Source organism: Rhodococcus sp. 5A-K4 (assembly GCF_046097995.1).
GTDB lineage: Bacteria > Actinomycetota > Actinomycetes > Mycobacteriales > Mycobacteriaceae > Rhodococcus_F > Rhodococcus_F erythropolis.
Genome location: NZ_JBJURM010000034.1, coordinates 1 through 24,905, shown reverse-complemented (window position 1 = coordinate 24,905; position 24,905 = coordinate 1). Strand labels below are relative to the sequence as shown.

25 protein-coding genes and 1 pseudogene are annotated in these 24,905 nt (G+C 61.4%); 9 read left to right on the top strand and 17 right to left on the bottom strand.

Annotated features, from left to right (window positions below):
- Window positions 1-135 precede the first annotated feature (135 nt).
- The 4 genes from ACKAMS_RS29360 to ACKAMS_RS29345 all read left to right on the top strand — a co-directional run bounded on the left by ACKAMS_RS29360 (window position 136) and on the right by ACKAMS_RS29345 (window position 3,364).
- Window positions 136-1,146: an NAD(P)/FAD-dependent oxidoreductase gene (locus ACKAMS_RS29360; RefSeq protein WP_007731607.1), complete on the top strand. Its 1,011-nt coding sequence runs from the start codon at window positions 136-138 to the stop codon at window positions 1,144-1,146.
- A gap of 3 nt (window positions 1,147-1,149) precedes the next feature.
- Window positions 1,150-1,470 carry a DUF362 domain-containing protein gene (locus tag ACKAMS_RS29355; protein WP_007731605.1) on the top strand — a complete coding sequence of 107 codons (321 nt, stop codon included), beginning with the start codon at window positions 1,150-1,152 and terminating at the stop codon, window positions 1,468-1,470.
- Complete coding sequence (locus ACKAMS_RS29350; RefSeq protein ID WP_019746504.1) at window positions 1,470-2,294, top strand: alpha/beta fold hydrolase; 825 nt, start codon at window positions 1,470-1,472, stop codon at window positions 2,292-2,294. Before ACKAMS_RS29355 ends, ACKAMS_RS29350 begins: the two co-directional genes overlap by 1 nt.
- A gap of 167 nt (window positions 2,295-2,461) precedes the next feature.
- The gene (locus ACKAMS_RS29345; RefSeq protein ID WP_007731601.1) at window positions 2,462-3,364 is read left to right on the top strand and encodes an IclR family transcriptional regulator; all 903 of its coding nucleotides are present in this window, start codon (window positions 2,462-2,464) and stop codon (window positions 3,362-3,364) included.
- An 11-nt stretch (window positions 3,365-3,375) separates the two neighbouring features.
- Here the strand turns inward: ACKAMS_RS29345 and ACKAMS_RS29340 are convergent, their stop codons facing one another.
- The 5 genes from ACKAMS_RS29340 to ACKAMS_RS29320 all read right to left on the bottom strand — a co-directional run bounded on the left by ACKAMS_RS29340 (window position 3,376) and on the right by ACKAMS_RS29320 (window position 10,158).
- The gene (locus tag ACKAMS_RS29340) at window positions 3,376-4,899 is read right to left on the bottom strand and encodes an AMP-binding protein (RefSeq protein WP_019746505.1); all 1,524 of its coding nucleotides are present in this window, start codon (window positions 4,897-4,899) and stop codon (window positions 3,376-3,378) included.
- A gap of 15 nt (window positions 4,900-4,914) precedes the next feature.
- Window positions 4,915-5,862, bottom strand: a complete 948-nt coding sequence (locus tag ACKAMS_RS29335; RefSeq protein WP_007731598.1) for a zinc-binding alcohol dehydrogenase family protein — start codon at window positions 5,860-5,862, stop codon at window positions 4,915-4,917.
- Window positions 5,863-5,912: 50 nt separating this feature from the next.
- Window positions 5,913-8,252 (bottom strand): CoA transferase, encoded by a 2,340-nt coding sequence (locus tag ACKAMS_RS29330; RefSeq protein WP_019746506.1) that lies wholly within the window; start codon window positions 8,250-8,252, stop codon window positions 5,913-5,915.
- Between the two features lie 116 nt (window positions 8,253-8,368).
- Window positions 8,369-9,340 (bottom strand): ABC transporter substrate-binding protein, encoded by a 972-nt coding sequence (locus tag ACKAMS_RS29325; RefSeq protein WP_007731596.1) that lies wholly within the window; start codon window positions 9,338-9,340, stop codon window positions 8,369-8,371.
- Between the two features lie 26 nt (window positions 9,341-9,366).
- Window positions 9,367-10,158, bottom strand: a complete 792-nt coding sequence (locus tag ACKAMS_RS29320) for an enoyl-CoA hydratase/isomerase family protein (RefSeq protein ID WP_020723626.1) — start codon at window positions 10,156-10,158, stop codon at window positions 9,367-9,369.
- 191 nt (window positions 10,159-10,349) lie between these two features.
- On the opposite strand from ACKAMS_RS29320, the gene tgt reads away from it, so the two are divergent.
- Window positions 10,350-11,639: a tRNA guanosine(34) transglycosylase Tgt gene (gene tgt / locus ACKAMS_RS29315; protein WP_019746508.1), complete on the top strand. Its 1,290-nt coding sequence runs from the start codon at window positions 10,350-10,352 to the stop codon at window positions 11,637-11,639.
- Here the strand turns inward: tgt and ACKAMS_RS29310 are convergent.
- From ACKAMS_RS29310 to ACKAMS_RS29300, 3 genes are all read right to left on the bottom strand, one after another.
- On the bottom strand, window positions 11,630-12,364 hold the full coding sequence (locus ACKAMS_RS29310; RefSeq protein ID WP_019746509.1) for a queuosine precursor transporter: 735 nt from the start codon (window positions 12,362-12,364) through the stop codon (window positions 11,630-11,632). The genes tgt and ACKAMS_RS29310 overlap by 10 nt on opposite strands.
- A 117-nt stretch (window positions 12,365-12,481) precedes the next feature.
- On the bottom strand, window positions 12,482-13,426 hold the full coding sequence (locus tag ACKAMS_RS29305; protein ID WP_229757068.1) for a hypothetical protein: 945 nt from the start codon (window positions 13,424-13,426) through the stop codon (window positions 12,482-12,484).
- 10 nt (window positions 13,427-13,436) lie between these two features.
- Window positions 13,437-14,159 (bottom strand): RDD family protein, encoded by a 723-nt coding sequence (locus tag ACKAMS_RS29300; protein ID WP_408989949.1) that lies wholly within the window; start codon window positions 14,157-14,159, stop codon window positions 13,437-13,439.
- A 130-nt stretch (window positions 14,160-14,289) separates the two neighbouring features.
- Between ACKAMS_RS29300 and ACKAMS_RS29295 the strand changes: the two genes are divergently transcribed.
- Entirely contained in the window at window positions 14,290-14,943 is a 654-nt protein-coding gene (locus tag ACKAMS_RS29295; RefSeq protein WP_020968190.1) for a DUF4190 domain-containing protein, read from the top strand.
- Between the two features lie 12 nt (window positions 14,944-14,955).
- Here ACKAMS_RS29295 and ACKAMS_RS29290 read toward each other — a convergent pair whose 3' ends face one another.
- The 5 genes from ACKAMS_RS29290 to ACKAMS_RS29270 form a co-directional block, all read right to left on the bottom strand.
- Window positions 14,956-15,696 (bottom strand): EAL domain-containing protein, encoded by a 741-nt coding sequence (locus tag ACKAMS_RS29290; protein ID WP_019746513.1) that lies wholly within the window; start codon window positions 15,694-15,696, stop codon window positions 14,956-14,958.
- A gap of 255 nt (window positions 15,697-15,951) precedes the next feature.
- Window positions 15,952-16,848 carry a tRNA glutamyl-Q(34) synthetase GluQRS gene (gluQRS, locus tag ACKAMS_RS29285; RefSeq protein ID WP_070796503.1) on the bottom strand — a complete coding sequence of 299 codons (897 nt, stop codon included), beginning with the start codon at window positions 16,846-16,848 and terminating at the stop codon, window positions 15,952-15,954.
- A gap of 1 nt (window position 16,849) precedes the next feature.
- Complete coding sequence (locus tag ACKAMS_RS29280) at window positions 16,850-17,458, bottom strand: TetR/AcrR family transcriptional regulator (protein WP_408989948.1); 609 nt, start codon at window positions 17,456-17,458, stop codon at window positions 16,850-16,852.
- Window positions 17,459-17,509: 51 nt separating this feature from the next.
- The gene (locus tag ACKAMS_RS29275) at window positions 17,510-18,070 is read right to left on the bottom strand and encodes a TIGR03086 family metal-binding protein (RefSeq protein ID WP_020968193.1); all 561 of its coding nucleotides are present in this window, start codon (window positions 18,068-18,070) and stop codon (window positions 17,510-17,512) included.
- Window positions 18,071-18,121: 51 nt separating this feature from the next.
- Window positions 18,122-19,189, bottom strand: a complete 1,068-nt coding sequence (locus ACKAMS_RS29270; RefSeq protein WP_408989947.1) for an Lrp/AsnC family transcriptional regulator — start codon at window positions 19,187-19,189, stop codon at window positions 18,122-18,124.
- Between the two features lie 111 nt (window positions 19,190-19,300).
- Here ACKAMS_RS29270 and argE point away from each other — a divergent pair, with 111 nt between their 5' ends.
- On the top strand, window positions 19,301-20,488 hold the full coding sequence (argE, locus tag ACKAMS_RS29265) for an acetylornithine deacetylase (protein ID WP_408989946.1): 1,188 nt from the start codon (window positions 19,301-19,303) through the stop codon (window positions 20,486-20,488).
- Between the two features lie 26 nt (window positions 20,489-20,514).
- The gene (locus tag ACKAMS_RS29260; RefSeq protein ID WP_408989945.1) at window positions 20,515-21,804 is read left to right on the top strand and encodes an MFS transporter; all 1,290 of its coding nucleotides are present in this window, start codon (window positions 20,515-20,517) and stop codon (window positions 21,802-21,804) included.
- A gap of 21 nt (window positions 21,805-21,825) precedes the next feature.
- On the opposite strand, the gene ACKAMS_RS29255 is transcribed toward ACKAMS_RS29260, so the two are convergent.
- Both ACKAMS_RS29255 and ACKAMS_RS29250 read right to left on the bottom strand, forming a co-directional pair.
- Window positions 21,826-22,605: a helix-turn-helix domain-containing protein gene (locus tag ACKAMS_RS29255; protein WP_019746520.1), complete on the bottom strand. Its 780-nt coding sequence runs from the start codon at window positions 22,603-22,605 to the stop codon at window positions 21,826-21,828.
- A 39-nt stretch (window positions 22,606-22,644) separates the two neighbouring features.
- A complete protein-coding gene (locus tag ACKAMS_RS29250; protein ID WP_019746521.1) occupies window positions 22,645-23,316 on the bottom strand; it encodes a response regulator transcription factor in 672 nt (223 codons plus the stop codon).
- 133 nt (window positions 23,317-23,449) lie between these two features.
- Between ACKAMS_RS29250 and ACKAMS_RS29245 the strand changes: the two genes are divergently transcribed.
- Complete coding sequence (locus ACKAMS_RS29245; RefSeq protein ID WP_007731580.1) at window positions 23,450-23,758, top strand: DUF6191 domain-containing protein; 309 nt, start codon at window positions 23,450-23,452, stop codon at window positions 23,756-23,758.
- A gap of 35 nt (window positions 23,759-23,793) precedes the next feature.
- On the opposite strand, the gene ACKAMS_RS29240 is transcribed toward ACKAMS_RS29245, so the two are convergent.
- Window positions 23,794-24,612, bottom strand: coding sequence for a pentapeptide repeat-containing protein (locus ACKAMS_RS29240; RefSeq protein WP_021332889.1), 819 nt, complete (start codon window positions 24,610-24,612; stop codon window positions 23,794-23,796).
- Window positions 24,613-24,668: 56 nt separating this feature from the next.
- Window positions 24,669-24,905 (bottom strand): annotated as a pseudogene (locus ACKAMS_RS29235) (hypothetical protein); the annotation flags it as partial.

The following is a 24,905-nucleotide window of genomic DNA, read 5'->3' as shown; positions in this document are numbered from 1 at the left end:
AATTCCTGCGAGCATTGGGCCCGTCGACCGAGAGGTCGGCGGGCCCTTTTCGTGCTGTCCCGCAACTGTTACCGAGGTCTGTTGAGCGGACCGGTTTCATTTGCGTGAGTCCGTCGGCGCAATACCGTATCGAGTGTGAACAAAACGTCTTCCACGGCGACCGACAACGAGATCGGCGTCGATATTCTGATCATTGGTGCCGGCCCCGCCGGGCTGTACGGCGCGTACTACGCAGGCTTCCGCGGCCTCTCGGTTGCCGTGATCGATGCCCTTGCGGAACCGGGGGGACAGGTCAGTGCGATGTACCCGGAGAAGGCGATCCTCGACATCGCGGGATTCCCTTCGGTCAAGGGACGCAACCTCATCGAGGGTTTGATGGCGCAGGCTGCCCCGTTCGATCCGGTGTACCTTCTGGGCATGCAGGCTCGTGAGCTGTCGCATGACGACGACGGCCGGGTGCGGATCACCACCAGCACGGGCCAGGTCGTGGTGGCCGGCGCGGTTGTCATCACCGGCGGCATCGGAACCTTCACCCCGCGTCCGTTGGCGAAGGGTTCGGAGTTCATGGATCGGGGGCTGAGTTACTTCGTCCCGGATTTGTCGGCGCACACCGGGAAAGACGTTGTCATCGTCGGTGGCGGCGACAGCGCGTTCGACTGGGCCGTTCACCTGGAACCGATTGCCAAGTCCGTCACCCTGGTTCACCGGCGAGATCGTTTCCGCGCGCACAAATCCACAGTCGCCAAGGTGCAGGAAAGCAGTGTCCAGGTTCTCGTCAACGCCGATGTCTCGGCGGTACGTGGAAACGGGTGGATCGGCGAGGTCGACATCACCCACAAACAAGACAAGAGCACGTCCACGCTGCTCGCTCAATCCGTCATCGCTGCATTGGGATTCACGGCCGACCTCGGTCCGATGATGGAGTGGGGAATCGAGATCGACAATCGCCACATCGCGGTGAACACACGGATGGAGACGAATGTTCCGCGTGTGTATGCCGCCGGGGACATCACGGACTATCCCGGCAAGGTCCGCTTGATCGCCGTCGGTTTCGGCGAGGCCGCGACTGCGGTGAACAACGCTGCGGCAGTGCTGGATCCGGAAGCAGAAATCTTCCCTGGACACTCCACCGAACAGGAGAGCTAGGCAATGGCATTTGTCATCGGTGAAGCATGCATCGACTACACGGACCGATCATGCATGGAAGAATGCCCCGTGGATTGCATCTACGAGGGTGATCGCAAGCTCTACATCAACCCGAACGAATGCATCGATTGCGGCGCTTGCGAATTGGCCTGCCCGGTGGAGGCGATCACCGTCGACCGGAAAGCAGACCCGGATTTCAAGGAAGACAACAAGCGCTTCTTCCTCGAGGTCTTGCCTACCCGTAGCGAGCCCGTCGGAAATCCGGGTGGTTCGGCAAAGATCGACATCGTCGGCGTCGATACCCCGATGGTTGCGGCGTTCTGATGGCTGGCGGCCTGCAACTCGGATACGTTGATTCGTCTTTCGGGCAATTGCATTACGCGCAGCAAGGTTCGGGTGAGGCGATTCTCCTGCTTCATCAGGCGCCCCGGTCGTGGGACGAGTTCCGCGAGTTCATTCCACTCCTTGCCGACGACTTCCGCGTTGTCGCGATGGACATGCCGGGGTACGGCAACAGTGCTCCGGTGCCCGGCCCGCAGACCATCGAGACCTATGCGCGAGGCGCGTGGGAATTGCTCGACACCCTGGGCGTCGATCGAGTCACGGTCATCGGTCACCACACCGGTGCGGCAGTGGCGCTCGAGATGGCGGCATCACGCCCCGAGAGGGTGCACGCTGCCGTGCTCTCGTCGTGCCCGTGGACCGACCGCAACTACCGCGAGGGGCACTCGGGACCCGGTGGGATCGACTGCGTCGACCGGGCCGCAGACGGTAGCCATCTGACCAGGCTGTGGGAGATGCGTCGCCCCTACTACCCCGAACCAGGCACCGCACTGCTCGACAGGTTCATCCGAGACGCGCTTGCCTACCGGGTAGATCCGGCGGAGGGGCACAAAGCCTGCGCCCGCTACGTCATGGAGGCGAGAGTCGGTTCGGTGACTGCGCCGGTTTTGCTGATCGGCGCGCAGAAGGATCCCTTCTCGATGCCTAACATTGCGCCGTTACGTGCACACCTGACGGGTGCGGCAGTGGTGGAAACGGAGATCGTCGAATCGGGGACCGTCGCACTCGTCGAGGAGCACGCTCCGCAGATTGCAACCGCCGTCCGCATGTTTCTGGAGAATTACGCAGGTAGGCGCCCCGTGTAAACTCTGCGGGACGGGTTCACTGAGCGGACCGTGTGGCGTGCGTCTCATCGTGTCGTCACCATAGTGTCAGTCTCGAAGCACCTGCACCTAACGAGGACCCCGACCGATCTCGGTCGTTGTGGCACTCGGTCTCGGCAGGCTGTCACAGATCGTTCAGGAGGACACTCATGGCCGCTCCACAACAATCCGTCGGGTTCGGATCCGTACTACCCATCGCGTCGGAAACGACCGCTGCATCGCAGCCTGCAGGTGAACTGTCCTCGGTCCTGGGCAAGGCTCGAATGATCTTGGACGCTTTCGACACCGACCACAGTGACCTGTCTCTGACGGAGCTCACCCGGCGCAGTGGGGTCGCGAAAGCGACGGTTCACCGGTTGGCCGGCGAGCTGGTCGAGTGGGGATTGCTCGAGCGCGCGGGTACCAAGTACCGGCTCGGCCTGCGATTGTTCGAGCTGGGCCAATTGGTGCCGCGTCAGCGGATTCTGCGCGACGCGGCGCTGCCGTACATGGAGGACCTACTGCTGGCGACGCAGGAGACGGTTCACTTTGCGGTTCGTGACGGCATCGACGTCCTCTACATCGAGAAGATCATCGGACACCGCGGGCTCAATCAGCAGTCGCGGGTGGCCGGTCGGCTCCCGCTGTACTGCACCGCCACCGGCAAGATCATCCTTGCCTTCTCCCCGCAATCGGTCTTCGACGAGGTAGTCGAGCAGGGTTTCACCGCCTTGACCAGTCGAACGACGATGTCCGTCAGCGTGCTGCGCCAGCAAACCGAGCGGATGCGTAAGGAACAACTCGCGGTGGAGGTCGAGGAGACACGGCTCGGGTACATGAGCGTCGCAGTGCCGGTGTTCAGCGGCCCGCGCACTCTGGCCGGCGCGTTGTCTGTGACAGCGCCGACGGCTCGCCTCAACGTCAGCCGCATCACCGGGGCCCTGCGCACTGCCGGCGCCGGAATCACCCGAAAACTTCATGCCATGAAGTGCACACATTCGCCGAGCGACCCGCTGGCTCTGCGCACGATCTGCAGTCCGGTGATGTGTTCGTTCAACGGTTGCGGCAAGTAGCGAGGCGCGGTCTATCGCCGGGCGCGGAACACGCTCTTCTCGCAGTCCCAGGTGTGTGGGCCGACGCCCCTCTCACGTAGCACTGCTTTCTGTACCTTGCCGGTTTCGGTGAGTGGCAACGTGTCCACGACGTCGATGTACCGGGGAAGTGCAAAGTACGGCAGCTGTTGCTGGGAGAACTCCAGAATCGAAATGGGGTCGAAAGATACTCCGGGGCGCAGTATTACAGTTGCCATGACGTCGTCCTCGGCCAGATCCGACGGTACCGGGAAGACGGCAACCTGACCGACCGACGGATGCAACGCCAGAACGGTTTCCACTTCGGCCCCGGAAATATTTTCACCGCGGCGCCGAATCACGTCTTTGATGCGATCGACAAATCGGAACCAGCCGTCTGCTTCCCGAATCACCCTGTCACCGGTCTGTATCCAACTCTCCGTCGCCGGAATCTCCTCGCCCAGATAGCCCAGTGAACAGGCGCCGGGGATCGTGCTGCGGACCACCAGTTCGCCGGGCTCCCCGTCTGCGGCAGCAGTACCGTCGTTGACGACTGCGGCGTCGTAGCCACTCATCACCCGCCCCATGTACCCGGCCCGCCGATCTCCCGGAAGTGTGCCGATCACGAGATTGGTTTCGGTACTTCCGAATCCGTCCACGAGTTCTACACCGAATCTCTGGGCAAACGGTTCGATCAGATGAGCCGGCGTTGCGGGGGCAAGTGCCACGTGGACGCTGTGCTGTCGGTCTTGCGGCGATGGGTCCGCGTTCATCAACATGGCCACCATCGCACCCAGCAGGTAGTCGACAGTTGCGCCGATCTCGCGAACTTCGCGCCAATGATTGCGGACCGAAAAGCGTTGTCCCAGGAAAAAAGTAGACCCGGCCCAAAGGGACTGAACAAAGGCATTGAGAGCATTGGTGTGAAACAGCGGCAGGCAGTTGTACAGCACATCGTCCCCGGTGAGCCCGAGTGAGGCGCCGACGCCTTTGCCCCACTGCAGGAACTGCGCGTGCGGGCATCGGACGCCTCGGGGCAGACCGGTGGTGCCGGAGGTGAAGAGTATCGCGGCCAGGTCGAGCGGATCGAGGGTCTCGGGCTCACAGCCCGGATGCGAACCGGCAGTGGGGACGCACTGTTCACCCATGACCCACACGGTGCCGTCGAATCCGGCTACAGCGCCTGAGTATTCGGGTGAAACCAGGATCCGTTGTACACCAGCCTGTTCGAGTGCGCCGGCAACACTGTCGGCTCGGAGGGCCGTATTGAGTGGGACGACAACCGCACCGATCCACGCGCATCCGAGAACAAGGTCTGCCAGTTCGATCCTGTTGCCGGACAGTGCCGCCACGCGCTCCCCACGGCCGACACCGTGATTACGGAGATCCGCCCCCATCGATGCTGCACGATCCCGCAATTCGCGGTAGGTGACCGTGATCCCGTCGACGACGAGCGCCGGGTGCTCCGGACGCTCCAAAGCTCGCCTCCGGATCAAATCCGGAAGCGAGCGCGGAATGGCATGTGCGTCGTGGTGCATGGGTAATTGTATCCCTCAGGGTACGACGACGGCCCGGCCGGCAACCTTGCCCTCACCCATCAACTGCAGTGCCGTTGCGATGTCATCCAGCGGAAACTCCTGCACTGCAACGGAAATCTTGCCTTCGATGAGCAGCCGGATCATTTCAGGTGCCAGTTCGGCTTGCCGGGCAGTCTTGCGAATCATGTTGACGGGCAGGATCCGGACATCGCTGAGCAACCAGTTCGGTAAGTCCAGGGTGAGGCTCTTACCCAAGGTATATCCGATCAGGGCAGCCCGGCCACCGGGGACAACACTCGCCAGAAGGTGCGGCAAGCCGTCGCCGCCAAGCGTGTCGATCACGGCGTCGACGGAAGGCTCGGATCCCACCACTCCGGCAAGTTCGTCGCCTTGCCCGACGACGGGACGCACACCCTCCGGAAGCAAGGCAGCCTGATCTTCGCGCGGTACAACACCGATTACCTCGGACGCTCCGGCAAGCAGAGCGAACTGTGCTGCCATCGATCCGACAGCGCCGGATGCTCCGGCGACAACAACTCGTTCGCCGGGAGCGACGGCTGCAATGTCGTTGACGGCAACATAGCCGGTTGTGCTGGGCAGGAAGAAGGTTGCGGCGACGGCCGGCGACAGTGCGGGATCAAAGGGTGTGAACGCCTTGTCTGCCGCTACCAGATACTCAGCCCAGCAACCGTTCTTGAACAGGCCGACTCCGCCGCCTCGGACCAGAAGGCGGGTGCCAGGCTCATAGGTGTCGGATTCGATTACCGTCGCCGCTCCGTCTGTTCCACCGATATGTGGCAGGTTCGGCTTGACTCCGAAGTTTCCGCTCGCGACGGTGATGTCGAGATGGCCGAGCGCGGCAGCGTCGATGCGCACGAGCGTCTGACCGGATTCACGTGTGGGAATGTCGATGTCGTCGATGACCGGTGAAGTGCCGAACTGATGGAGTCGGGCCGCGCGCATTGTGTCTCCTAGTAGCGATCTGTGAATGGATGTACTGAATATGAGTGCGGTCAGGACAGGATCGACTGGTCGCGAAGTCCGGCGATCAGTTCGTCGCTGTATCCGAGCACCGACTCGAGGACGTCGTCGGTGTCCGCGCCCAGCACCGGCGCAGCGCGTCGGATCGAGCCGGGTTCGGAGTTCCGGCGAACGGGGATGCCTTCGTGGAGGAATGTTCCGGCGAGGGGATGTTCCTGTGCCGAATAGAAACTGCGTGCCCGAAGATGTGGATCGCTCTCGACCAGGTCGCGTCCGTCCTGGACGGTGCCGGCCGCGATACCCGCCGATTGCAAGCGTTCCATGACGGTTTCGGGTGACAGAGTCCTGGTCCAGTCGGCGATGGCGTCGTCGATACGTTCGTGATCGGCTTGGCGGCTTTCTGCACTCGCGAAGTCAGGATTGCCGATCCATTTCTCTGCTTCGATGATGCGGCACAATGCATTCCATTCCGTGGTATCGCGAACGGCAATCGAGCACCACCGGTCGCTGCCGAGGCACGGGTACACGCCGTGTGGTGCCAGTTCGTGATGGCTGTTGCCGATCGGATCGGGGGACTGTGACCGGGCGGCTCGGAGAACGCTGGTACCCATGTGCGCTGCCATGGCTTCGAGTTGTGACAGGTCTACGTGCTGTCCCCGGCCGGTCCGGTCGCGGTAGTCGAGGGCTGCCAGCATCGCGACGCCGGCTTGCAGTCCGGCGACGATGTCGCCATGGCCGTAGATGACTCCGACAACGTCATCGGCGTTCCAGCCGGTCAGTGCGGTCAAACCGGTACTTGCCGAAACGATGTCGGCATACGACACCCAGTCCTTGCGAGGACCGGTGTGACCCATCCCGGACATCGACACGTAGATGATGTCCGGGTTGAGCTCCCGGAGTTGTTCGTAGCCGAGCCCCATCTTGTCCATGACCGACGAGCTGAAATTCTCGACCACGACGTCGGAGTTCCTGATCAGGTCGCGCAGTACCGAAAGGCCCTCTGCGGATCGGGTATCGAGTGTGATGCTGCGCTTGTTGCGGTTGACGTCGTTGAAGTACCCGCTGGTGTTCGGATTGTCGTGCGGTCCTCGCGAGAGATGCATGAACGGTGCAAAGCGAGTCGGGTCCGGGCGTCCGATCGATTCGACCTTGATGACATCGGCACCGTGGTCGGCAAGGATTCTGGTGCCGTACGGGCCCGCCAACACCCACGTGAGATCCAGGACGCGGACACCTTCGAGGCTGGGCGTGCTGCCACCGCTGAACTCGTGGGTTTCGTTCACTGCCACAGGCGAGGTGGCCTTCAAGAGTTCCTGATGCTGGCCCAACCGGGCAGCCTCGAGCGTTCCGATGCGCCGGCCTTCGGGGAAAGCGAAGCCGAACCCGAGATCGCGGTAGGTACCGTGATCTCCGGTCACGTCGGTGAAGAAGTCCCGGTCGTTGAGTTGCGGGTTACGCAGCAGTTCTTCGGGCCGGTCGACCGCTGCCCACGGCAACTTGCGTGACTGCGCGCTGACCGCGAATTCTTCCTTCGGCCACTTCGCGATGAAGGCGGACAGAACGTCGAAAATGTGTTCCTGATGCGTCTTTCGGTAGACCGCGTCGGACCACTCCGGTTGATCGAGATCGTCCTGAGCATCGTTGTCGATCAGCCAGGCCAACATGCCGTCCCACATGCGGGGGCTACCGCCGAGGCCGCCACCGACATAACCGTCGGCGGCCTGGAACAGTCCGTGCGGAACGAGCGGATGTACCCGGCCCGGACGCGGTGGTACGCGGTCCTCGTGAATGTAGGCAAGAGTGCCCGCTTCCAGCGCGGCGGCAACACATTCCTGAGCGCTGATCTCCAGCAACGGGTTGTGGCCCTTGGATCGCGAACGCAGTCCGAGAAGCACGCCGATTGCGGCATTGATTCCGGCGAGCTGCTCAGCCTGGAGTTCGGGGAGCAGCAGTGGAGGGTGCTCGGGATCGCCGACCTGGGCCATCATCCCGCCGAGTGCCGCGACGGTCAGATTTGTTGCCTTCCAGTCACTTCGCGGTCCGGTTGTGCCGAAGGGTGTCACTCGTACGTGAACGAGAGATCCTCGGTTGTCGCGTAGAGCGCCGGTCGCGCTGCCGTCGAGCAGGACGTCGGCACTGCGCAGCAGTGCTTCGAAAGCGAGGCGATCGTTGCTGTCGTCGATATCGAGGACAACGGACTTCTTGCCCGCATGCCAATGCAAGTACGAATCACCCTGGGACTCGGTGCGACTGGGGTCACCGGTGGGTGGTTCTACCAGAATGACCTCGAAACCCAGCCCGACCAGGATGCGCCCGGCGAATCGCGCAAACGGACTGGAAATCTCTACGACCCGTACCGAAGGATGCACCACAACTACTCCGTTTCAATCGAAAGATATCGCCGAACCGACTGGAGTCGAACGTAGTTCTGCGGGCCGGTGGGCGACATGATTTCGGTCTGCCCACCGGACCCGTTCTCACTCTCCGCTCAGGCGGCGTTCTGCTCGAACCATCCCGAGAGGAGGACAGCGGACGGATCGATGTCCGCGGAGATCTTGCCCTGCTCGCGGAAGAATGCAACAAGTTCGTTTGCGCGCTCCACGTCGTCCTCGGTGAATCCGCGTCCACCGAAATCGATTTGGGTCACCCGGTCTGCGGCCTCGGCCGGGTCCATCTGGATAGACGCGGCAATTGCGGTTGCAGCCCGATCCGGATCCGAGTTCACGATTGCCGACGCTTCCGAGATCACCTTGAACACCTTGCCTGCGGTTTCTTCGTTCGCGGACAACCAGTTGTCCGAAGCGATGATCCATTGGGCGTACTTGGCGCCGAAGTCGCCGGTCGTGGCAACAACGCGCCCGCCGGTATTGACACTCTGCGTCACCCAGGGGTCGAAGGACAGGAAGCCGTCGATGTCACCGCGCGCCAGCAAAGCAGGCTGTTCGGGCGGGCTTGTGCTCACGAGTGTGACCGTCGTGGGGTCGATGCCGAGACTGGCCAGGTACTGGTTCGTGAAGTAGAGGCCGATGCCGGGGAAGACGCCCATGGTCTTGATCGACTTCGGCTCGACGCCATTCCTCAGTACAACCTGGAAGTATCGGTCGGATTCCTGAAATACGCCCAGCGCCCGCAGGCTCGGATTGGCGGCCATGACGGACAGTGCTGTCGAGTCGGCATTGCCGGAGAGTTCCGAAGTTCCGGCTACGACGTTCTGGGCGCCCGCCGCCCCGCCTTCCGTCTGGATGACCTGGACGTCGAGGCCGGCGGCCTCGAACATGCCCTCGTGGTCGGCCAGGAAAATCGGGGCGTACGACGGGTCTACACCCACCGCGATCCGTACCAGGCCACCACTTTCCGCGGAGTTGTCGGTAGCGGGCCGGGTGCATCCGCTGACCGCGATCGTCAGGGCGGCGAGAGAAGCGACTGCGCCCACCCATTTCTTCTGAAATTTGTTGAGCATGATGGCCTCTCGGTAAATGGGAGCTGTCAGCGTCCCGTGAAGGTGGGGGACCGCTTGTCGAGGAATGACTGAAGTCCCTCAGCAGCGTCGTCCGTCTTGATCAGGTCGAGCACTGCCTCGAATTCGAGATCCAGCGCTTGATCGAGCGGCAACGACATGCCCTCGTCGACAATGCGTTTGATCATTCCGATGGTGGCAGTGGGTTTCGTCGCGAGTTCGCGTGCGAGGTCAGCGCAATGCGCATCGAGGTCGGCGTCCGCAACGACGGTGTCGACCAGGCCGATATCGAGTGCATGCTCGGCGCTGAGGCGCTTGCCTTCGATCATGAGCACTTTGGCTCGGTGAGCGCCGATGAGGCGTGGAAGTCGCTGGCTGCCACCGGCACCCGGAAAAAGCCCAAGTCCGATCTCGGGGAAGCCGATGGTCGCCGACTGCGCCATGATGCGGAAGTCGCAGGCCAACGTCAGTTCTGCTCCGCCGCCGAGTGCGTGCCCGTTGATCTTCGCGACGACAGGTTTGGGAGCCGACTCGAGGATCCGCTGTACGTCGACCCACGGGCGCATCGCGCGCTGAGTTTCTTCCGTCAGCTCGCGCATCACGGTGATGTCCGCACCGGCGACGAAGAACCGTCCAGTGCCCGTCACGACAATGACGCGGACGGTCTGGTCCGACGCGAGTACCGGCAGTATCTCCAGAAGCTCGGCGATCATGCTGGGGTTGAATGCGTTGGCTGGAGGTTTGTCGATAGTCACGGTGGCAATCGAGTCTGTGACGTCGACGGTGACGAAGTTGTAGGTCTGGCCGGTCTGTCTCGTCAAGTGAGCTCCTGTCAGCGGGTTGGCGGGGTAAACCGGTCGAGCCGGGGGATGTGTAGTGGGAAGTATGGTGGGGACCCTCACGCGGCGGTACCGCTCGGGTTCGGTCAGTAGACCAATGCGGATGCTGATCGCGTAGGAACTTTCTTCGCTGTGATCACGGCGATATTTGCTCCTGTGACAGGATTGAGTCCGTGACTTCTGCAGTACCGACACCGCCCGCGCCCTCCGTCGACAAGCGTCCCGAGTCGATTTTCACCATTGGGACCAGGCTCGAGGACCGACTCGGACGAACCGGCACCATCCACACACCACACGGCGATATCGCGACTCCGTCGTTCGTGGCAGTCGGAACCAAGGCCACGGTCAAGGCCGTGTTGCCCGAGTCCATGAAGGAACTCGGTGCGCAGTCGTTGCTCGCCAATGCGTACCACCTGTACTTGCAGCCGGGACCCGACATCGTCGACGAGGCCGGCGGGCTGGGCAAGTTCATGAACTGGGACGGGCCCACCTTCACCGACAGCGGCGGCTTCCAGGTCATGTCGCTTGGTGTCGGGTTCAAGAAGGTGCTCGCGATGGAGGCCGTCGGTGTGCAGTCCGACGACGTCATCGCGAAGGGCAAGGAGCGTCTCGCGACAGTCGACGACGAGGGCGTGACGTTCAAATCGCACCTCGACGGCAGTAAGCATCGCTTCACCCCCGAGGTGTCGATGCAGATTCAGCATCAGCTGGGTGCCGACATCATGTTCGCGTTCGACGAGCTCACCACGTTGCTCAACACCCGCGGCTATCAGGAGCGATCGGTCGAGCGCACGCAGGCGTGGGCGATCCGCTGCATCAACGAGCACGAGAAGCTCACCGCTGAACGCGCCGAGAAGCCCTATCAGGCTCTCTTCGGGGTGATCCAAGGCGCGCAGTACGAAGATCTGCGTCGTCAAGCCTGCCGTGGCCTCGAGTCGATCGAAGGCGAGAACGGATACGGCTTCGACGGGTACGGCATCGGCGGCGCCCTCGAGAAGCAGAACCTCGGCACAATTGTGCGTTGGTGTAACGAGGAACTACCCGAGACCAAGCCGCGTCATATGCTCGGCATCAGTGAACCGGACGACTTCTTCGTCGCAATCGAGAACGGCGCGGACACTTTCGACTGCGTCAATCCGTCGCGTGTTGCTCGCAATGCCGCGATCTACGTCCGCTCCGGCCGGTTCAACATCAATACCAGCCGATTCCGTCGTGACTTCACGCCTATCGACGACGAGTGCGACTGCTACACCTGCGCCAATTACACCCGCGCGTACATCCATCACCTGTTCAAGGCGAAGGAAATGCTCGCGTCGACGCTGTGCACGATCCACAACGAGCGATTCACCGTGAAGTTGGTCGACGACATCCGAGCCAGCATCGAAGGCGGATACTTCCACGACTTCAAAGCGGACATGCTCGGAAAGTTCTATGCGGCGAAGACGCCTGCACCTCAGACGTAGGTCGGTTCGCGCTTCTTCACGTAGGCGATGACGCGGTAGGTGATCGGCATGACCAGAACCTCGACAAGCGTCTTCCACAGGAAGCCGACCAGCACGTAGTTGATGAAGTCTTCCCACGTGCTGATGCCGATGACACCGGCTGCGATGGAACAGAAGATGAGGGTGTCGGCGAATTCGCCGACGACGGTCGAGCCGATCAGCCGCGCCCACAGGTGCTTCTCCTGCATGCGCTTTTTCATCATGACCAGGACCAGGGAGTTCAGCAGCTGGCCGACGAGGTAGGCGGCCAAGCCTGCAACCAGCAGCCGGGGAATGACGCCGACCACGGTTTCGAGGGCGGCCTGGTTCTCGTAGAACTCTGCCGACGGGAGTTGCACAGCGATCCAGAAGCACGCGGCGGCAAGAATCAGTGCGCCGAAGCCCAGGTAGATCGCGCGTCGGGTCGCTTTGAAGCCGTACACCTCGCTGAGTACGTCACCGAGGACGTAGGCAAGCGGGAACAAGAAGAATCCACCATCGGTGATTATGGGCAGAATCTGCAAGGGACCGAGCGAGAAGTCGGAATCCGCAAAGAAGGCGACCCCCTTGGTCGCCGCCACGTTCGAGATCAGCAGCGTTGCGGTGAAGAGCGCGACGATTGTCGGGTAATAACCCCGGCTGACGTGCGCAAATTTGGTTTCGTGGGTCGATTCGTCTTGCTGATCCTGAGCTGTCACGTCCGTCATCCAAGCACCACAAGGCGCTCGGATGCGAGTTGGCGACCGTCCAGTTGCGCAGAACACACCGAAGGCCCTGCGGTTTCACGTGGAACCGCAGGGCCTTCGGTGATGCAAACGAACTGATCAGGCAGCTACATGGCCGCCGGTCAGCACGCGGTATGCGTAGGTACTGGCGATCAGCGCGACGGGCGCCGTCACGAGAAGACCGATTCCGCACAGCAGTGCGCCGATGATGTTGATACCGATCAGAGCGAGCGCCAGCAGGATCAACGTTCCGACGTTCGACGAGGTCAACGCGTAGCTCGATTTGATGCCCGAAATCGCATCCTGATTCTTGTCCACGATGAAGGTCAGCGTGTAGTAGAGCAGGAACGCCGCGATGATGCCGGGAATGATGCACAGAACCAAACCGACATAGGTGGCGACGGCGACAAGGAAACCGCCGAGAACAACTGCACCGATGTTCGTGAATTGGAAGAAGGTGCCGAAAGCCGGCTTGATTCCGTCCAATTCGCTCAACGCTCCACGAAGGAATGCGGCTTGGATGATGTAGCCGACGATTGCGGTGACCAATCCACCCACGATCGACAGCGCGCTGAATTCGGTATTGGTGTAGTCGAAGCCGTTGAAAGCACCCTGGATGAGTCCGGCGATCAGAAAAGCGATGATCGAGATCCCGATCCAGACCAGTGCGTTGTCTTTGAACTTGTTCCAGCCGTAGGAAATTGCCGCACCCACAGAAAGCTGGGGGGCGCCGAAGCCTGCGCCGTAGTCATTCGGGGGCGGAGGCGGGAAGTTGCCACCACCGGGAGGAGGCGGGTACCCACCGGGAGGCGGGTAGTTTCCGCCGGGAGGGGGATAGCTTCCACCCTGCGGGGGTGGAGGGAAGTTGCCCTGTGGGGGCGGCGGGTAGCCGCCGGGCGGGGGATAACTTCCACCCTGCGGAGGACCCGCCGGTGGAGGATAACTCCCCGGAGGGGGTGTTCCCTGCTGGCCGTACGGATCCTGGGGTGGGAATTGCTTCCCGTCTTCTGGGTTCTGGTTGGGGTCTTGCCCACCGGTTGTCATATATGTCTACCTAACCCTTGACTACCTGAGTCCCACCAGCGAGCTCGTCATGCTTGCCCTGCTTGGTGGGGCTGTTGTTGATGGTGACCGCGATGACGATGTAGGCGACCAGCGCGAGGATTCCGCCGATGATCGGAATGATCGAGAGCAACGTGAAGGCGTTGCGAATCGCAGACTGCTGGACGGAGGGGCGAGGTGCGCCGCCCGGACCGTGCACTGAAAGGCCCAGAATCATCTTTCCCAAAGTCCGACCCTGCGTTACTTCCATTGCGATGAAGTAAGCGAAGGTCAGAATTCCCGAGAACAGTCCCGAGATCAGAATCAAGCTGTCGGAGTCACTGACCAAGAGAGCCAGAATCGCGGCGATGATGCCGACGATGATTCCGTCGATGATGCGGGCGCCGAATCGAATACCCAGTCCACCGGCTTCGGCGCCAGAGGGCAGTCGATTTCCTCCGCCGTACGCACCTTGGTCGTTGAACTGCGGAGGCGGCGGGAAGTTGCCGCCCTGCGGAGGCGGCGGGTATCCACCGGACGGCGGGTAGTTGCCACCTTGAGGGGGCGGGAAGTTCCCGCCCTGTGGAGGAGGCGGGTAGCTACCGCCCTGCGGGGGGCCTGCGGGAGGTGGGTAACTTCCGGGAGGAGGTGTTCCCTGCTGGCCATATGGATCCTGGGGTGGGAATTGCTTCCCTCCTTCTGGATTCTGGTTGGGGTCGTACCCGCCGGTTGTCATGTGTTCCCCTCAGTCGTAAATATCGCGCTCGAGTGTGACAGTGGATATGACCCTACTGGGATCAAAGAGCGATGTGGATGACATCTGCTCACTTGGATTCGGAGGTCACCTGTGGTTTAGGCTGCGTTGTATGACGAGTTCCGGGGGCAACAACGACGATTCTTCGAGCGATTACCAGGCAAAACCTGGATACGGAGAATTTCCGAGCCTGCCGCCCGAGGGGTACGGCGTGTCCCCGTCCGAAACGCAGTCTTCACCTGAAGTTCCCGGATATACCACTCCCAACGAGCAGTACCCGGGTTATCCGCCGCCGTCGTACAACCCAACCGGTAATACGCCTCAGCCGGGTGGAATTGGTGAACCCAATCCATACCTGCCGCCGCAGAATTTCGGACCGCCGAATCAATATCAGCCGAATCAATATCAGCAACCCGGACAATACGGACAAGCTCAATACGGACAGCCCCAATACGGTCAACCGCCGAATGCGTACGGTCAACCGAACCAATTCGCTGGTGGATACATCCCGCCGATGCAGCCAGTCGGCACCAATGGTCTCGCAATCGCGTCGTTGGTGGTATCGCTTGCAGGCGGTTGTTTCTACAGTCTCGGCGGAATCATCGGAATCATTTTGGGAATTGTCGCGCTCAATCAGATCAAGCAGACAGGTCAAGAGGGACGCGGGCTTGCGATAGCCGGAATTGCGGTCGGAGCAACCTTCTTGGCCATTTTTGCCGTGATTCTCGTGGTCGCACTCATAGCGAGCGCATCGTCGTCGTACTGAAGTGGCTGGCGCTCACACGGGAGTGACTATGGACGACGCAGGAAGTGGCTTCCCGAAGTAATAGCCCTGGCCCATGTCGCAGCCGGCCTGCAAGACGTTGGCTGCGTGTTCGGCAGTTTCGACGCCCTCGGCGATCGAATCAAGCCCGAGTTTTCGAGCGATGTCGGCGATTGACTCCATGACCATGAAGGCGCGGTCTCCAGCACGACCCGCTGCGCTGACGGCCCAGGTCAAGGATTGGTCGATCTTGAGAATGTCGAGCGGCAATTCCGACAACGCGGAGAAAGACGCGAAGCCCGCCCCGAAATCATCCAGCGCGATTCGAATTCCCTCGTTATGCAAGACGTGAAGGGTCTCGGCGGCATGCCGACCCACGACGCCGAGTTCGGTGACTTCCACGATGATTCTGCTCAGTGGGGTTTCTGAACTGTCCAGCGCTCCGAGGATCTCGTGAGCGGCGTGCGGGGTAGCGAGTTGGCGAGGTGAAAAGTTGACCGCGACCATCATGTGCTCAGGCCACGACGCTGTTTGGGCACAGATCATGTCCAGAGCCTGCAGCCCGATGGGAATGATGAGCCCAGAGGATTCGGCGGAGCGCATGAAATCTTGGGGTTCGATCAACCCTCGAAGCGGATGGCGCCACCGCAGAAGTGCTTCATAGCTGATAATTGCTGACGAGTTCAGATTGACCTGGGGTTGATACAACACCTCGAATTGATGGTCGTCGAGTGCCTCGCGAAGCTCGCGGACCATGCGTATTCCTTTTCGTCCTGAGTCGCCCGTGCCGCACGTGCGTGTCAGCGTGGATGCTGCAAGTGGGTACTGCGGTCGGATCCCAGGTTCAGATCCCGGGCGTAGTTTTGCAGGGACTACTCGCCCTGAATTTCCTTCGCCAGTCTTGACCGTACTTCACTAATCGAGAATTGCCAACGAATAGCTATTGCGGACGGCTTTGTCATATCGGACAATCGAGCCTTTGTCCCGACGAGGTGTCGATTGAAACTTCACTTACTTCGCCGGGAAAATCCACGGGGTTCGGGGGATCTTGCGAGAGTCGAATCGATCCGCCAATTGGGGTGGTGTGACAACTTCGCCGGGTTCAGCGAGACCGATGCTCGACGCGATCATTGTCAGGACCTGTTCGGCACTGCGTCCGGCCTCGAGTTGATCGGCCAGAGTCACTGCGCCGTCGCGCTTCGCGAGTCGTTTGCCTTCACTGTTCAACGCGAGAGGAACGTGGGCGTACGACGGCGGTTCGATGTCGAGCAGTTGAGCAAGGTGCGCCTGACGCGGCGCCGAGGTCAGGAGGTCGTCGCCGCGGACCACCTGATCGATGTTCTGCGCACCGTCGTCGACGACAACGGCGAGGTTGTAGGCGGGTACGCCGTCTCCGCGGAGCAGGACGACGTCGTCGACTTGCCCCGTCACCTCGCCGAACAGTTCGTCGTGCACGGTGAACGAATCGATGTCGGCCCGTAGCCTCACCGCGGGGGATCGGCCGCTTGCCGATTTCTCGGCGCGTTCGGCCGCCGACAGGTTCCGGCACGTGCCGGGATAGGCGCCATCGGGAGCATGGGGAGCGGACGGTGCCTGCAGGATCTCCTTGCGTGTGCAGAAGCAGGGATAGGTCAGGTGGCGCTCGCGTAATAGTTCGATAGCGTTGTGGTACAAGGGAAGACGGTGCGATTGTAAGACGACTGGGCCGTCCCATGTGAGGCCGAGCCTGCGCAGATCGTCGAGTTGTCGCTCCATCGAGCCGGGTCGGACACGGTCGAGATCCTCGACGCGAATGAGGAAGTCGCGCCCGCTGGTGCGGGCGAACAGCCAGGCCAAGAGGGCGGTACGGAGGTTTCCCAGATGGAGATCGCCGGACGGGCTCGGCGCGAAGCGTCCTGCTCCGGCCACGTCAGCTGGCGAGCCCGACGGAGGCGAGCGAGTTCTCGGCGTCGTGCAGGGTGAGGCGGATCTGGGTTTCCAAAGCGTGATCGAGGTACTGCGGCGGATACATGGCGGGGCTTCCGAGTGCGTCGAGGGCCAATCCATTGACGGTTGAAAGTAGAAGTGCCGCTCTGGTTTCCGCTTCCGGAGTTCCGATCCCGATCAGAACTGTCGAGATGCCGGTGCGGATTGTGAACAGGGTTGTCCGGCGGATTTCGGAGAGTGACTCACTGGTTGCGGCGCGCACGGCAAACGCGGCGAGCACATGCGCCTCACGCGTGCGTTGCTCGTCGAGGGGCAGGAGTTGCGAGAGCGCCTGGAACAGGGCGGTATGCGGGTCCGCGTCGGCGGACGATTCGGCCAGTCTGGTCAACAATCGATCGACGAGTGTTCGCAGTGCGAATGCGAACATCTCGTCCTTGGTCGAGAAATGATGTTGCACTGCGCCGATCGAGACACCCGCCCGTTTTGCGACCTCGCGAACGCTGGCATTTTCCAGTCCGGATTCCGCGGCGACATCGAACAATGCCGCCGCAAGCAGGTCTGGACTCGTGGAGGATTTTCGGCGTTCCGGCATACCGCGACATTACATGTGTATGGAAGTAATGCCCACGTCAGGGGTACTTTTTCACGCCTTCCGGCCGAGGAAGGCAAGGAGTTTCGTCGCTTTGTCAGCGTTGTCCGGAACCTGTATTTCCGGGCCGCACACACCGCTCATGCGGATCGACTCGCCGAGGCCCGCGGCGATCTCCGACACCCACTCCACGTCCGTGTCACGCATCGTCGTATCGGTGCCGGTCGCGGCTGCGAGATCCCAACCGTGGATGACCAGATCGAAACACAAGAACCCCTCGACCGTGGCCCCGAGGTTGGTCCGGCCGAAGTGCCCGTCGTATTCGAGGGTGGACTTTGCCGGATCGTCCAGAATGGCCTGCATCGAATCTCGGACGGCCGCCCAGGCTGCCGACGGGTCGTCGTCGACCGACGGACCGGGTGCCAATTCCAGGCCGACTACCTTGACCATGTCTCGTTCGCTGTCGAGCACGTGTCTCACCACGTCGCGGGCGGTCCAGCCCTCGCAGGGGGAATCGTTGTCCCAGCGGTCGGCGGGTACGGCGTCGATCCGCGCCGTGAATCCGGCGGCCAGATCCCGATAACGCTGGGCGGGGGAGATCTCTGTTGAAGTCATGACAGCAATCCTTCTCCACCGCGGCGCGTCATGATTGATTATTTCGGACATTCACTCGATCTCCGGGGCTTCCGCCCAGATGTCCATCGGTACGACCCCGGCGCTCTTGCCTTCGTCATCGAGAAGTCGGCCCACCCTCTTCATCGATCGCAGCACCACTGACCTGTTCAGCACCACCAGGCCCGGTGCCTCTTGTGCGAGTTGTACTTCGGTAATGGGAGTTTCGCGAAGGGAGTGTGCGGCGATCGCGAGCAGTGTGTTGGCGCGTCCACCGGATATCCGCATGCACACTCGTGTTCCAGGCACTCGCTCCACCAGAGCACGAATCGTCGACCGGTCCGTGGGATCGACATATCCCCACACCCAGGTCACGAGGGGCCAGCCGGACAGCGGTAGAGACACGTCGCAGCGGAACACGATTTGGTTGCGCGACGTCAGTTCGGCAAGTCGCCGCCTGACCGTACTTTCGCTGAGGCCGGTACCGACCGTGAGCTCGGCAATCGAGGATCGACCGTCCTCGCCCAGCTTCAATATCAATTGGCGGTCGACCGCGTCGAAAGTTTTCCCGTGATGGCGCTGATCCGTCGGAGCATATTTGTAGCGCACAGGCCGGTCTGTCATCACCGCCCGCTGCGTGGCATCGAGTACTTGCAATTTCCAGTCGTCTCCGATCGCGAAGACCTCGGTGACGAGGTGTGCACGCGAACTGACGATCCCGGGCACCGACGCGAGTGAGCGAAGCAGGAAACGCGACAGGAAAGCCATGTCTCTGACCTCGACGAGAAGGGTCAAGTCGCCTGGGCCGCTTGTGTGTTCGACGCTCAGAACCTGCGGCCAGCGGGCAAGACGTTCCGCAATCGCCAATGCGTTCGAAGTCGTACAGTCGACTTCCACGAAAGCCAGACACGATTCCGGACGGCCGTGGCCGGTTGCCCTCGCGGAGACCCAGGCGGTGCCGGAGTCCTGTAGCCGCCGCCAGCGGCGCGCGACGGTAACCGGATCAACTTTGAGCGCGTCACCAACCGTGCGCCACGACGCTCGCGGGTCGAGTTGCAGGCAATTGATCAGGGCGAGGTCGACGTCGTCGAGCACGGCGGAATCCTGCGTTTCTTCGATCATGTTGCAAGTATCGTGCATCTTCATTGTGTCTGGGATCACTTCATTCATGCTCGAAGGGTAGAACGCGGTGGCAAGTGCCCACCGCGTTCGTGCTGTGAAAGGAGAACCCAGATGTCGTCCACCACGTTGTCCGCTGTTCCAACCGAGAGAAGTCTCGACTGGGTGCAGCGCCTCATCGGAATCGATACGACGAGTGCCGTGAGCAATCGACCGTTGATCGATCTCATCGCCGCGGAACTACGTCGCCACGGGGTCGAGCCGATACTCGTTTCCGACGACGAGGGTTCCAAGCTGAACCTGTTGGCAACATTCACGCCTCCTGACGGAAGCACTGCCGGTGGAGTGATGTTTTCCGGCCATACAGATGTAGTGCCGGTCGACGATCAAGACTGGAGCAGCCACCCTTTCACTCCCGAAATTCGCGACGGAAGTCTGTACGGACGCGGCACGTGCGACATGAAGTCGTTCATCGGGATCGTTGTCGCGGCGATCCCCGACATCGTTGCTCGGTCGCTGGCGAAGCCGATTCACTTTGCATTCTCCTACGACGAGGAAGTCGGCTGCATCGGTGCGGCCGGGTTGGTCGAGGAGGTTGTTTCCCGGAACCTGCGCCCTGATGTGTGCGTCGTCGGAGAGCCGTCGGAGATGCGGGTCATTCGCGCACACAAGTCGATGAACGTCATACGTGTTGATCTGCATGGTGTTTCGGCGCACTCGTCGCTTACTCTGCAAGGAGTCAACGCGATCGAATACGGCGCCGAGTTGATTCGATTCGTCAGAAGCGCGGCCGACGAGCTCCGTGCGTCCGGCCCGTACGACGACGCATTCGACGTGGCCTGGACGACGTGTTCGGTCAATCTCGTATCCGGCGGGATCGCAGTGAACACTGTCCCCGAGGATTGCTCCATCACTTTCGAATTCAGGAGCATCAGCTCAGCTGGCGCCGCAGATTTGCTCGAACGCTTTGCCGCCGAGGCGAATCGGATCGAAAACCTGATGCAGGAAGAAAACCCGTCAGCCTCCGTGACGATGCACGTGTCGGCCTCGGTTCCTCCCCTGGAGACGGATGCGAATGCTTCGGCGGCCGCACTGGTCGAACAATGGGGTGGTCGGCCCTCGGACGAAAAGGTCGCGTACGCCACCGAGGCCGGGATGTTCGCGAGTATCGGTGTCCCCACTGTTGTGTGTGGGCCGGGAAGCATCACTCAGGCGCATGCACCTGACGAGTACGTGACACTTGACCAATTGGCACAGTGCGAGCAGTTCGTTCGGAACGTCATCGCTCACGCCCGCGCCTGACCCACCCTCACCCCCTAAGGAAAACCATGTCCACGGCAACTACGCCAACCTCCGGAACAGTCACCCCGGAACGCCTGGCCGCTGCTCGCAAGGCGGTGATCAGCAGTTCGCTCGGCGCTGCGCTCGAATGGTTCGACGTCATCGTCTACGCATCATTTGCAGTGGTCATCGCCCATAACTTCTTTCCCGGCGGCGACAACACTCTCGGCTTGATACTGACGTTCGCGACGTTCGCGATCTCGTACGTCATCCGGCCGCTTGGCGGGATGGTTCTCGGAAGCTATGCCGACCGTCGCGGGCGCAAGAACGCCTTGACGTTGACGATGATGCTGATGATGATCGGCACGCTCATCATGGCGGTGGCGCCGACGACCTCGATGATCGGGCCGTGGGCCGGCGTCGTCATCCTGGTTTCGCGACTCATTCAAGGATTCTCCGCTGGCGGTGAATTCGGTACTGCTACAACCTTCCTCGTGGAAACTGCACCGCACAAGAAGGCGTTCTACTCTTCCTGGCAGGTTGCCAGCCAGGGTGCTTCGGTTTTCCTGGCATCGTTGTTCGGATACGTGCTCAATACCCATCTCTCGCATGAAGCGCTTTACTCGTGGGGCTGGCGCGTTCCGTTCTTCTTCGGCATCATCGTCGGGCCGGTCGGTCTCTACATCCGCGCCAAGCTCGATGAAACGGACGATTTCAAGACGAGCGTCCCGGAAAAGACCCCGCTGAAGACGACGCTGACCAGGCATCTCGGCCGGGTGCTGACCGGCGCCGCAGTAGTCGGCGTCGCGACGATCTCGATCTACCTCATCTTGTACATGCCCACGTTTGCCGTGAAGAACCTCGGAGTATCCGCCTCTGCCGGCTACCTCGGCGGAATCGTCGCCGGGCTGGTCACCTTGATCACCGTGCCGTTGATCGGTCATCTTGCAGACCGGGTCGGACCTGCGAGAGTTATGACCTGGGCCGCCGTTGCGGCAATCGTCCTGGCCTGGCCGCTCTTCAAACTGATGGTCGATCACCCCTCGACTCTGACGCTCGTCCTGGTTGTTTCGGTCCTGGGCGTCATCATGGCGTTTGCCTTCGGCCCGTTGCCTGCCTTGATGAGTTCGCTGTTCCCGGCGGAGATCCGGGCTACCGGGATGTCGTTGTCGTACAACCTCGGCGTGACCTTGCTCGGCGGAATCGCGCCGTTGGTCTTGACCTGGTTGATCAGCACAACAGGCTCGCTCGACGCTCCGAGCTACTACTACATGACGGTCGCAGTGCTCTCCCTCGGCGGGCTGTGGTCTGCCAGGACGCTTTTCAGTCAGAAGTGACGGCGGGGAGCGCGGTAGTGATCATGCGACCGCGTCTCCCTCTGCCAGCGCGACAACGGTTTCCGACCCGTGCCAGTCGGGGGCTTGGGTTCGCAGCAGAGCTGCCGGGGTCAGCGAAGAGATTCGGCGGCATTCACGCGTCAAGTGGGCCTGATCGCTGAATCCGCAGTGGGCTGCGGATTCAGCGAGGCCCAGCGCGGGTCGACTGCGAGCGAGCGCCATGAAGCGCTGGAGGCGCAGGATCGAGCGCAGCGTTGCAGGGCCGTATCCGAAAGCGTCGTTGCATCGACGCTGGAGTTGGCGCGAAGTCAGTGCCGCCGCGTCGGCGAGAGTGCTGACATTCCACGAATGTTCGGACAGTGCGGTGCGGACGTGGTTGATCACCGGATCGTGACGGAAACTCGAACTTGCCCAACTCCGGACAGCGCTTTCGAGGATCGAGACTTGTTCGTGGTCTTCGGAATTTTCCAAGCGGTTCAACAGTATTCTTTCCGTGCGTGCGTCGGTTACAGCGCTGAGGTCAGCGCGAGAATCTCGAAGCTCGGACGCCGAGGTTCGCAACATCGGCGATGCCGATCCAGGGCGGAATCGAACACCCACGGAGCGTGTTCCGGGCGGAAGAGTGAATGACCATGCAGCGGTTTCGGGGCCACAGACGCGTATGCCGACGCCACGTATCCACAGCACGTCCATGCAAGCATCGGGCACGAGCAGGTGTTCACCTTCTGCGCACGCCGTCCAGCCACACACCAGGATGTCGGAGAGATCCGGGGCGACCGATTGTGGTGTGTACCAACCCATGACAAGAGCCTATCGAGCGCCACCGACACGAAGGCGAGTTCATTCGACCGGGCCGAAGCGATATCCGAACCCCCGGATGGTTTTGATGTACTTTGGTTTCGCGGGATTGGATTCGAGTTTGGACCGCAAGCTGAGAATGGTCGCGTCGACCACACGTGTCTTTTCGTGGTCGGAACCCCAGACGTTTCGGATCAGATGATCACGCGAGTACACGCGCCCAGGCTCGGTCGACAGTTCCAGGAGTACCCGCCATTCGGTCCGGCTGAGGACGAGCAGCTTTCCGCCCATCGTCGCCGTCATTGCACGTCGATCGAGGAGCAGGTCACCGTGACGTTGGTGTTTTCCGGCGGCGGGATGCGCGGTTTCACGAAGGATCGCGGTGACCCGAAGATCGAGCGCGTGAGAATCGATCGGGTTCAGTACGAAGTCCGAGACAGCGCCATGTGGTGCTTCGTCGATGTCCTCGTGGGTATCCACCAGCATCATGATCGGCATCGAACTGCGCAAGCGGATCTGTCGTGCAATCTCGTAGCCGTCGATGTCCGGCAACAAGAGATCGATCACGGCGATATCGAAACTGTCGGTGTCCAGGTCGTCGAGTAGGCGGCGCCCGGTGCGGACGAGCTGTGTTTGATGACCAAAATGTACTAATTCGGCCCCGAGTGTCTGGGCAAGCTCCGAACGGTCGGTAGCTGCAAGTATCAAGCTCACGTGAAATCCTCCCCCCGAAGGTGTTACTAGTCGTAACAGCTTGCATTCTGGCAGATCATCCACCGCATGGCCACAACAAGGTGGCTGATCAAAAGTTGAGGGGACCTGGGGCGTTCGCCGCTAGACTTCTTTCATGGGCACTCTGTTCGCGTTGACGCTGCCAGGCTTGCTCGTGCTGCTGGTTCTGTTCGCGTTCGCCGAGACTCTCTGGAACCGGCTTACCGGTGGCCGCGCACTGCCGTGGACCAGGGGGCGCACGACTCGTCCGGTCTCGGCTGCGGGCTTCGAAGAGGTTGCTGCCCTGTTTCAGGGGTCCAAGCATCATGAATTCGAACAGCGGCAGAGCGCGTTGATGCATCGTGAGGACGGAACCGACGGTGACCCGCCGTGGGTGTCCGTCGATCCGGAAGCTAACAAGGTCGTTCTCCGTCGACGGAGTTGACAGTCGCCGACAGTCGACGGAGTTGACAGTCGGGCTCAGGCCCAGTGGCTGGGGCGGGTCAGTGAATCGGGGAGTGTGGTAGCCGAATCGCTAACCGCCGCGTTGATCTGGAACTGAGTGAGAAAGATACTGCCGCGGAGTTTTGCGCCGCGAATGTCGGTGCCGCGCAAGTCTGCACCGATCAGATCGGCGCGATCGAGTTCGCAGTCGCGGAGGTCTGCACCGATCAGGTAACTCCCGCGAAAGTTGGCTCCACGTAGATCGGAACCACGAAATCTGGCGCCGATGAGGTCTGCGCCGCGGTGGTCGAGTTTGCGACCCTTCTTGCCTGAGATCGGCGAGCGCACAAGGTTACTCGTCTGCAAGAGCAGTGTGTTGACTGTCGCTCGGTGTGCTGAGACGTCGACGGCTTGAATCTGCGAAGGCGTGCCGTTGGTCAGGCTTTCCGTCTCTGCGAGTGCAGCGTCGAGTTCCTTTCGTATCGAGTGGGTTTGCTTCAGCGAGCGGGCTTCGGCGAGATACCAGAGCAGTTCGTGCAACTGGCGTACGACAGGGAACGTTTCGAACATGTCTGACGCGGTCTCCGGGGCATCATGCCAGCTGATGCCGTCGTAGGTCTGCTGTGAAACCTTCTGTCCCGCACCGAAACAGTCGTACACGGTGCAACCGGTGAAGCCCTTCTTTCGCAATCCGGTGTGAATGCCGCAGCGGAAATCCTGCTGCAGGTTCTTGCAGGGGTCGCCGGCATTCTTGTTGGTCGCGAAGTCGGAGGACTTGGAAAAGGGGAGTGCGACGCAGCACAGGCCGAAGCAACTGCTGCAATCCGCGAGCAGATTGGTCTGGCCGGCAATCACGCGTACTCCCGATTGTTGGGTTGGACGGAAAGTCTGGCTTCGAGTTCGTGAGTCTGTCAAACGAAATTGCGTGGTTCGGCAGCAAGAAGTCCAGCGACTCCGAGGTCGTATCCCGCGCAAATTGCGGGGTACCAATCCGGCAGACGTGATTCCGGACCACGCTCGTGAAGTAGGTCGAAAATCGGGTGGACGGCCCAGCTCGCTGCAACCAGTCGCCGTGCGGTACTCGGCTGCAGACCCAGTGCGCCGACGAAGACCACAAATGTTGCGGACACTGCACTCCATTCGCGAAC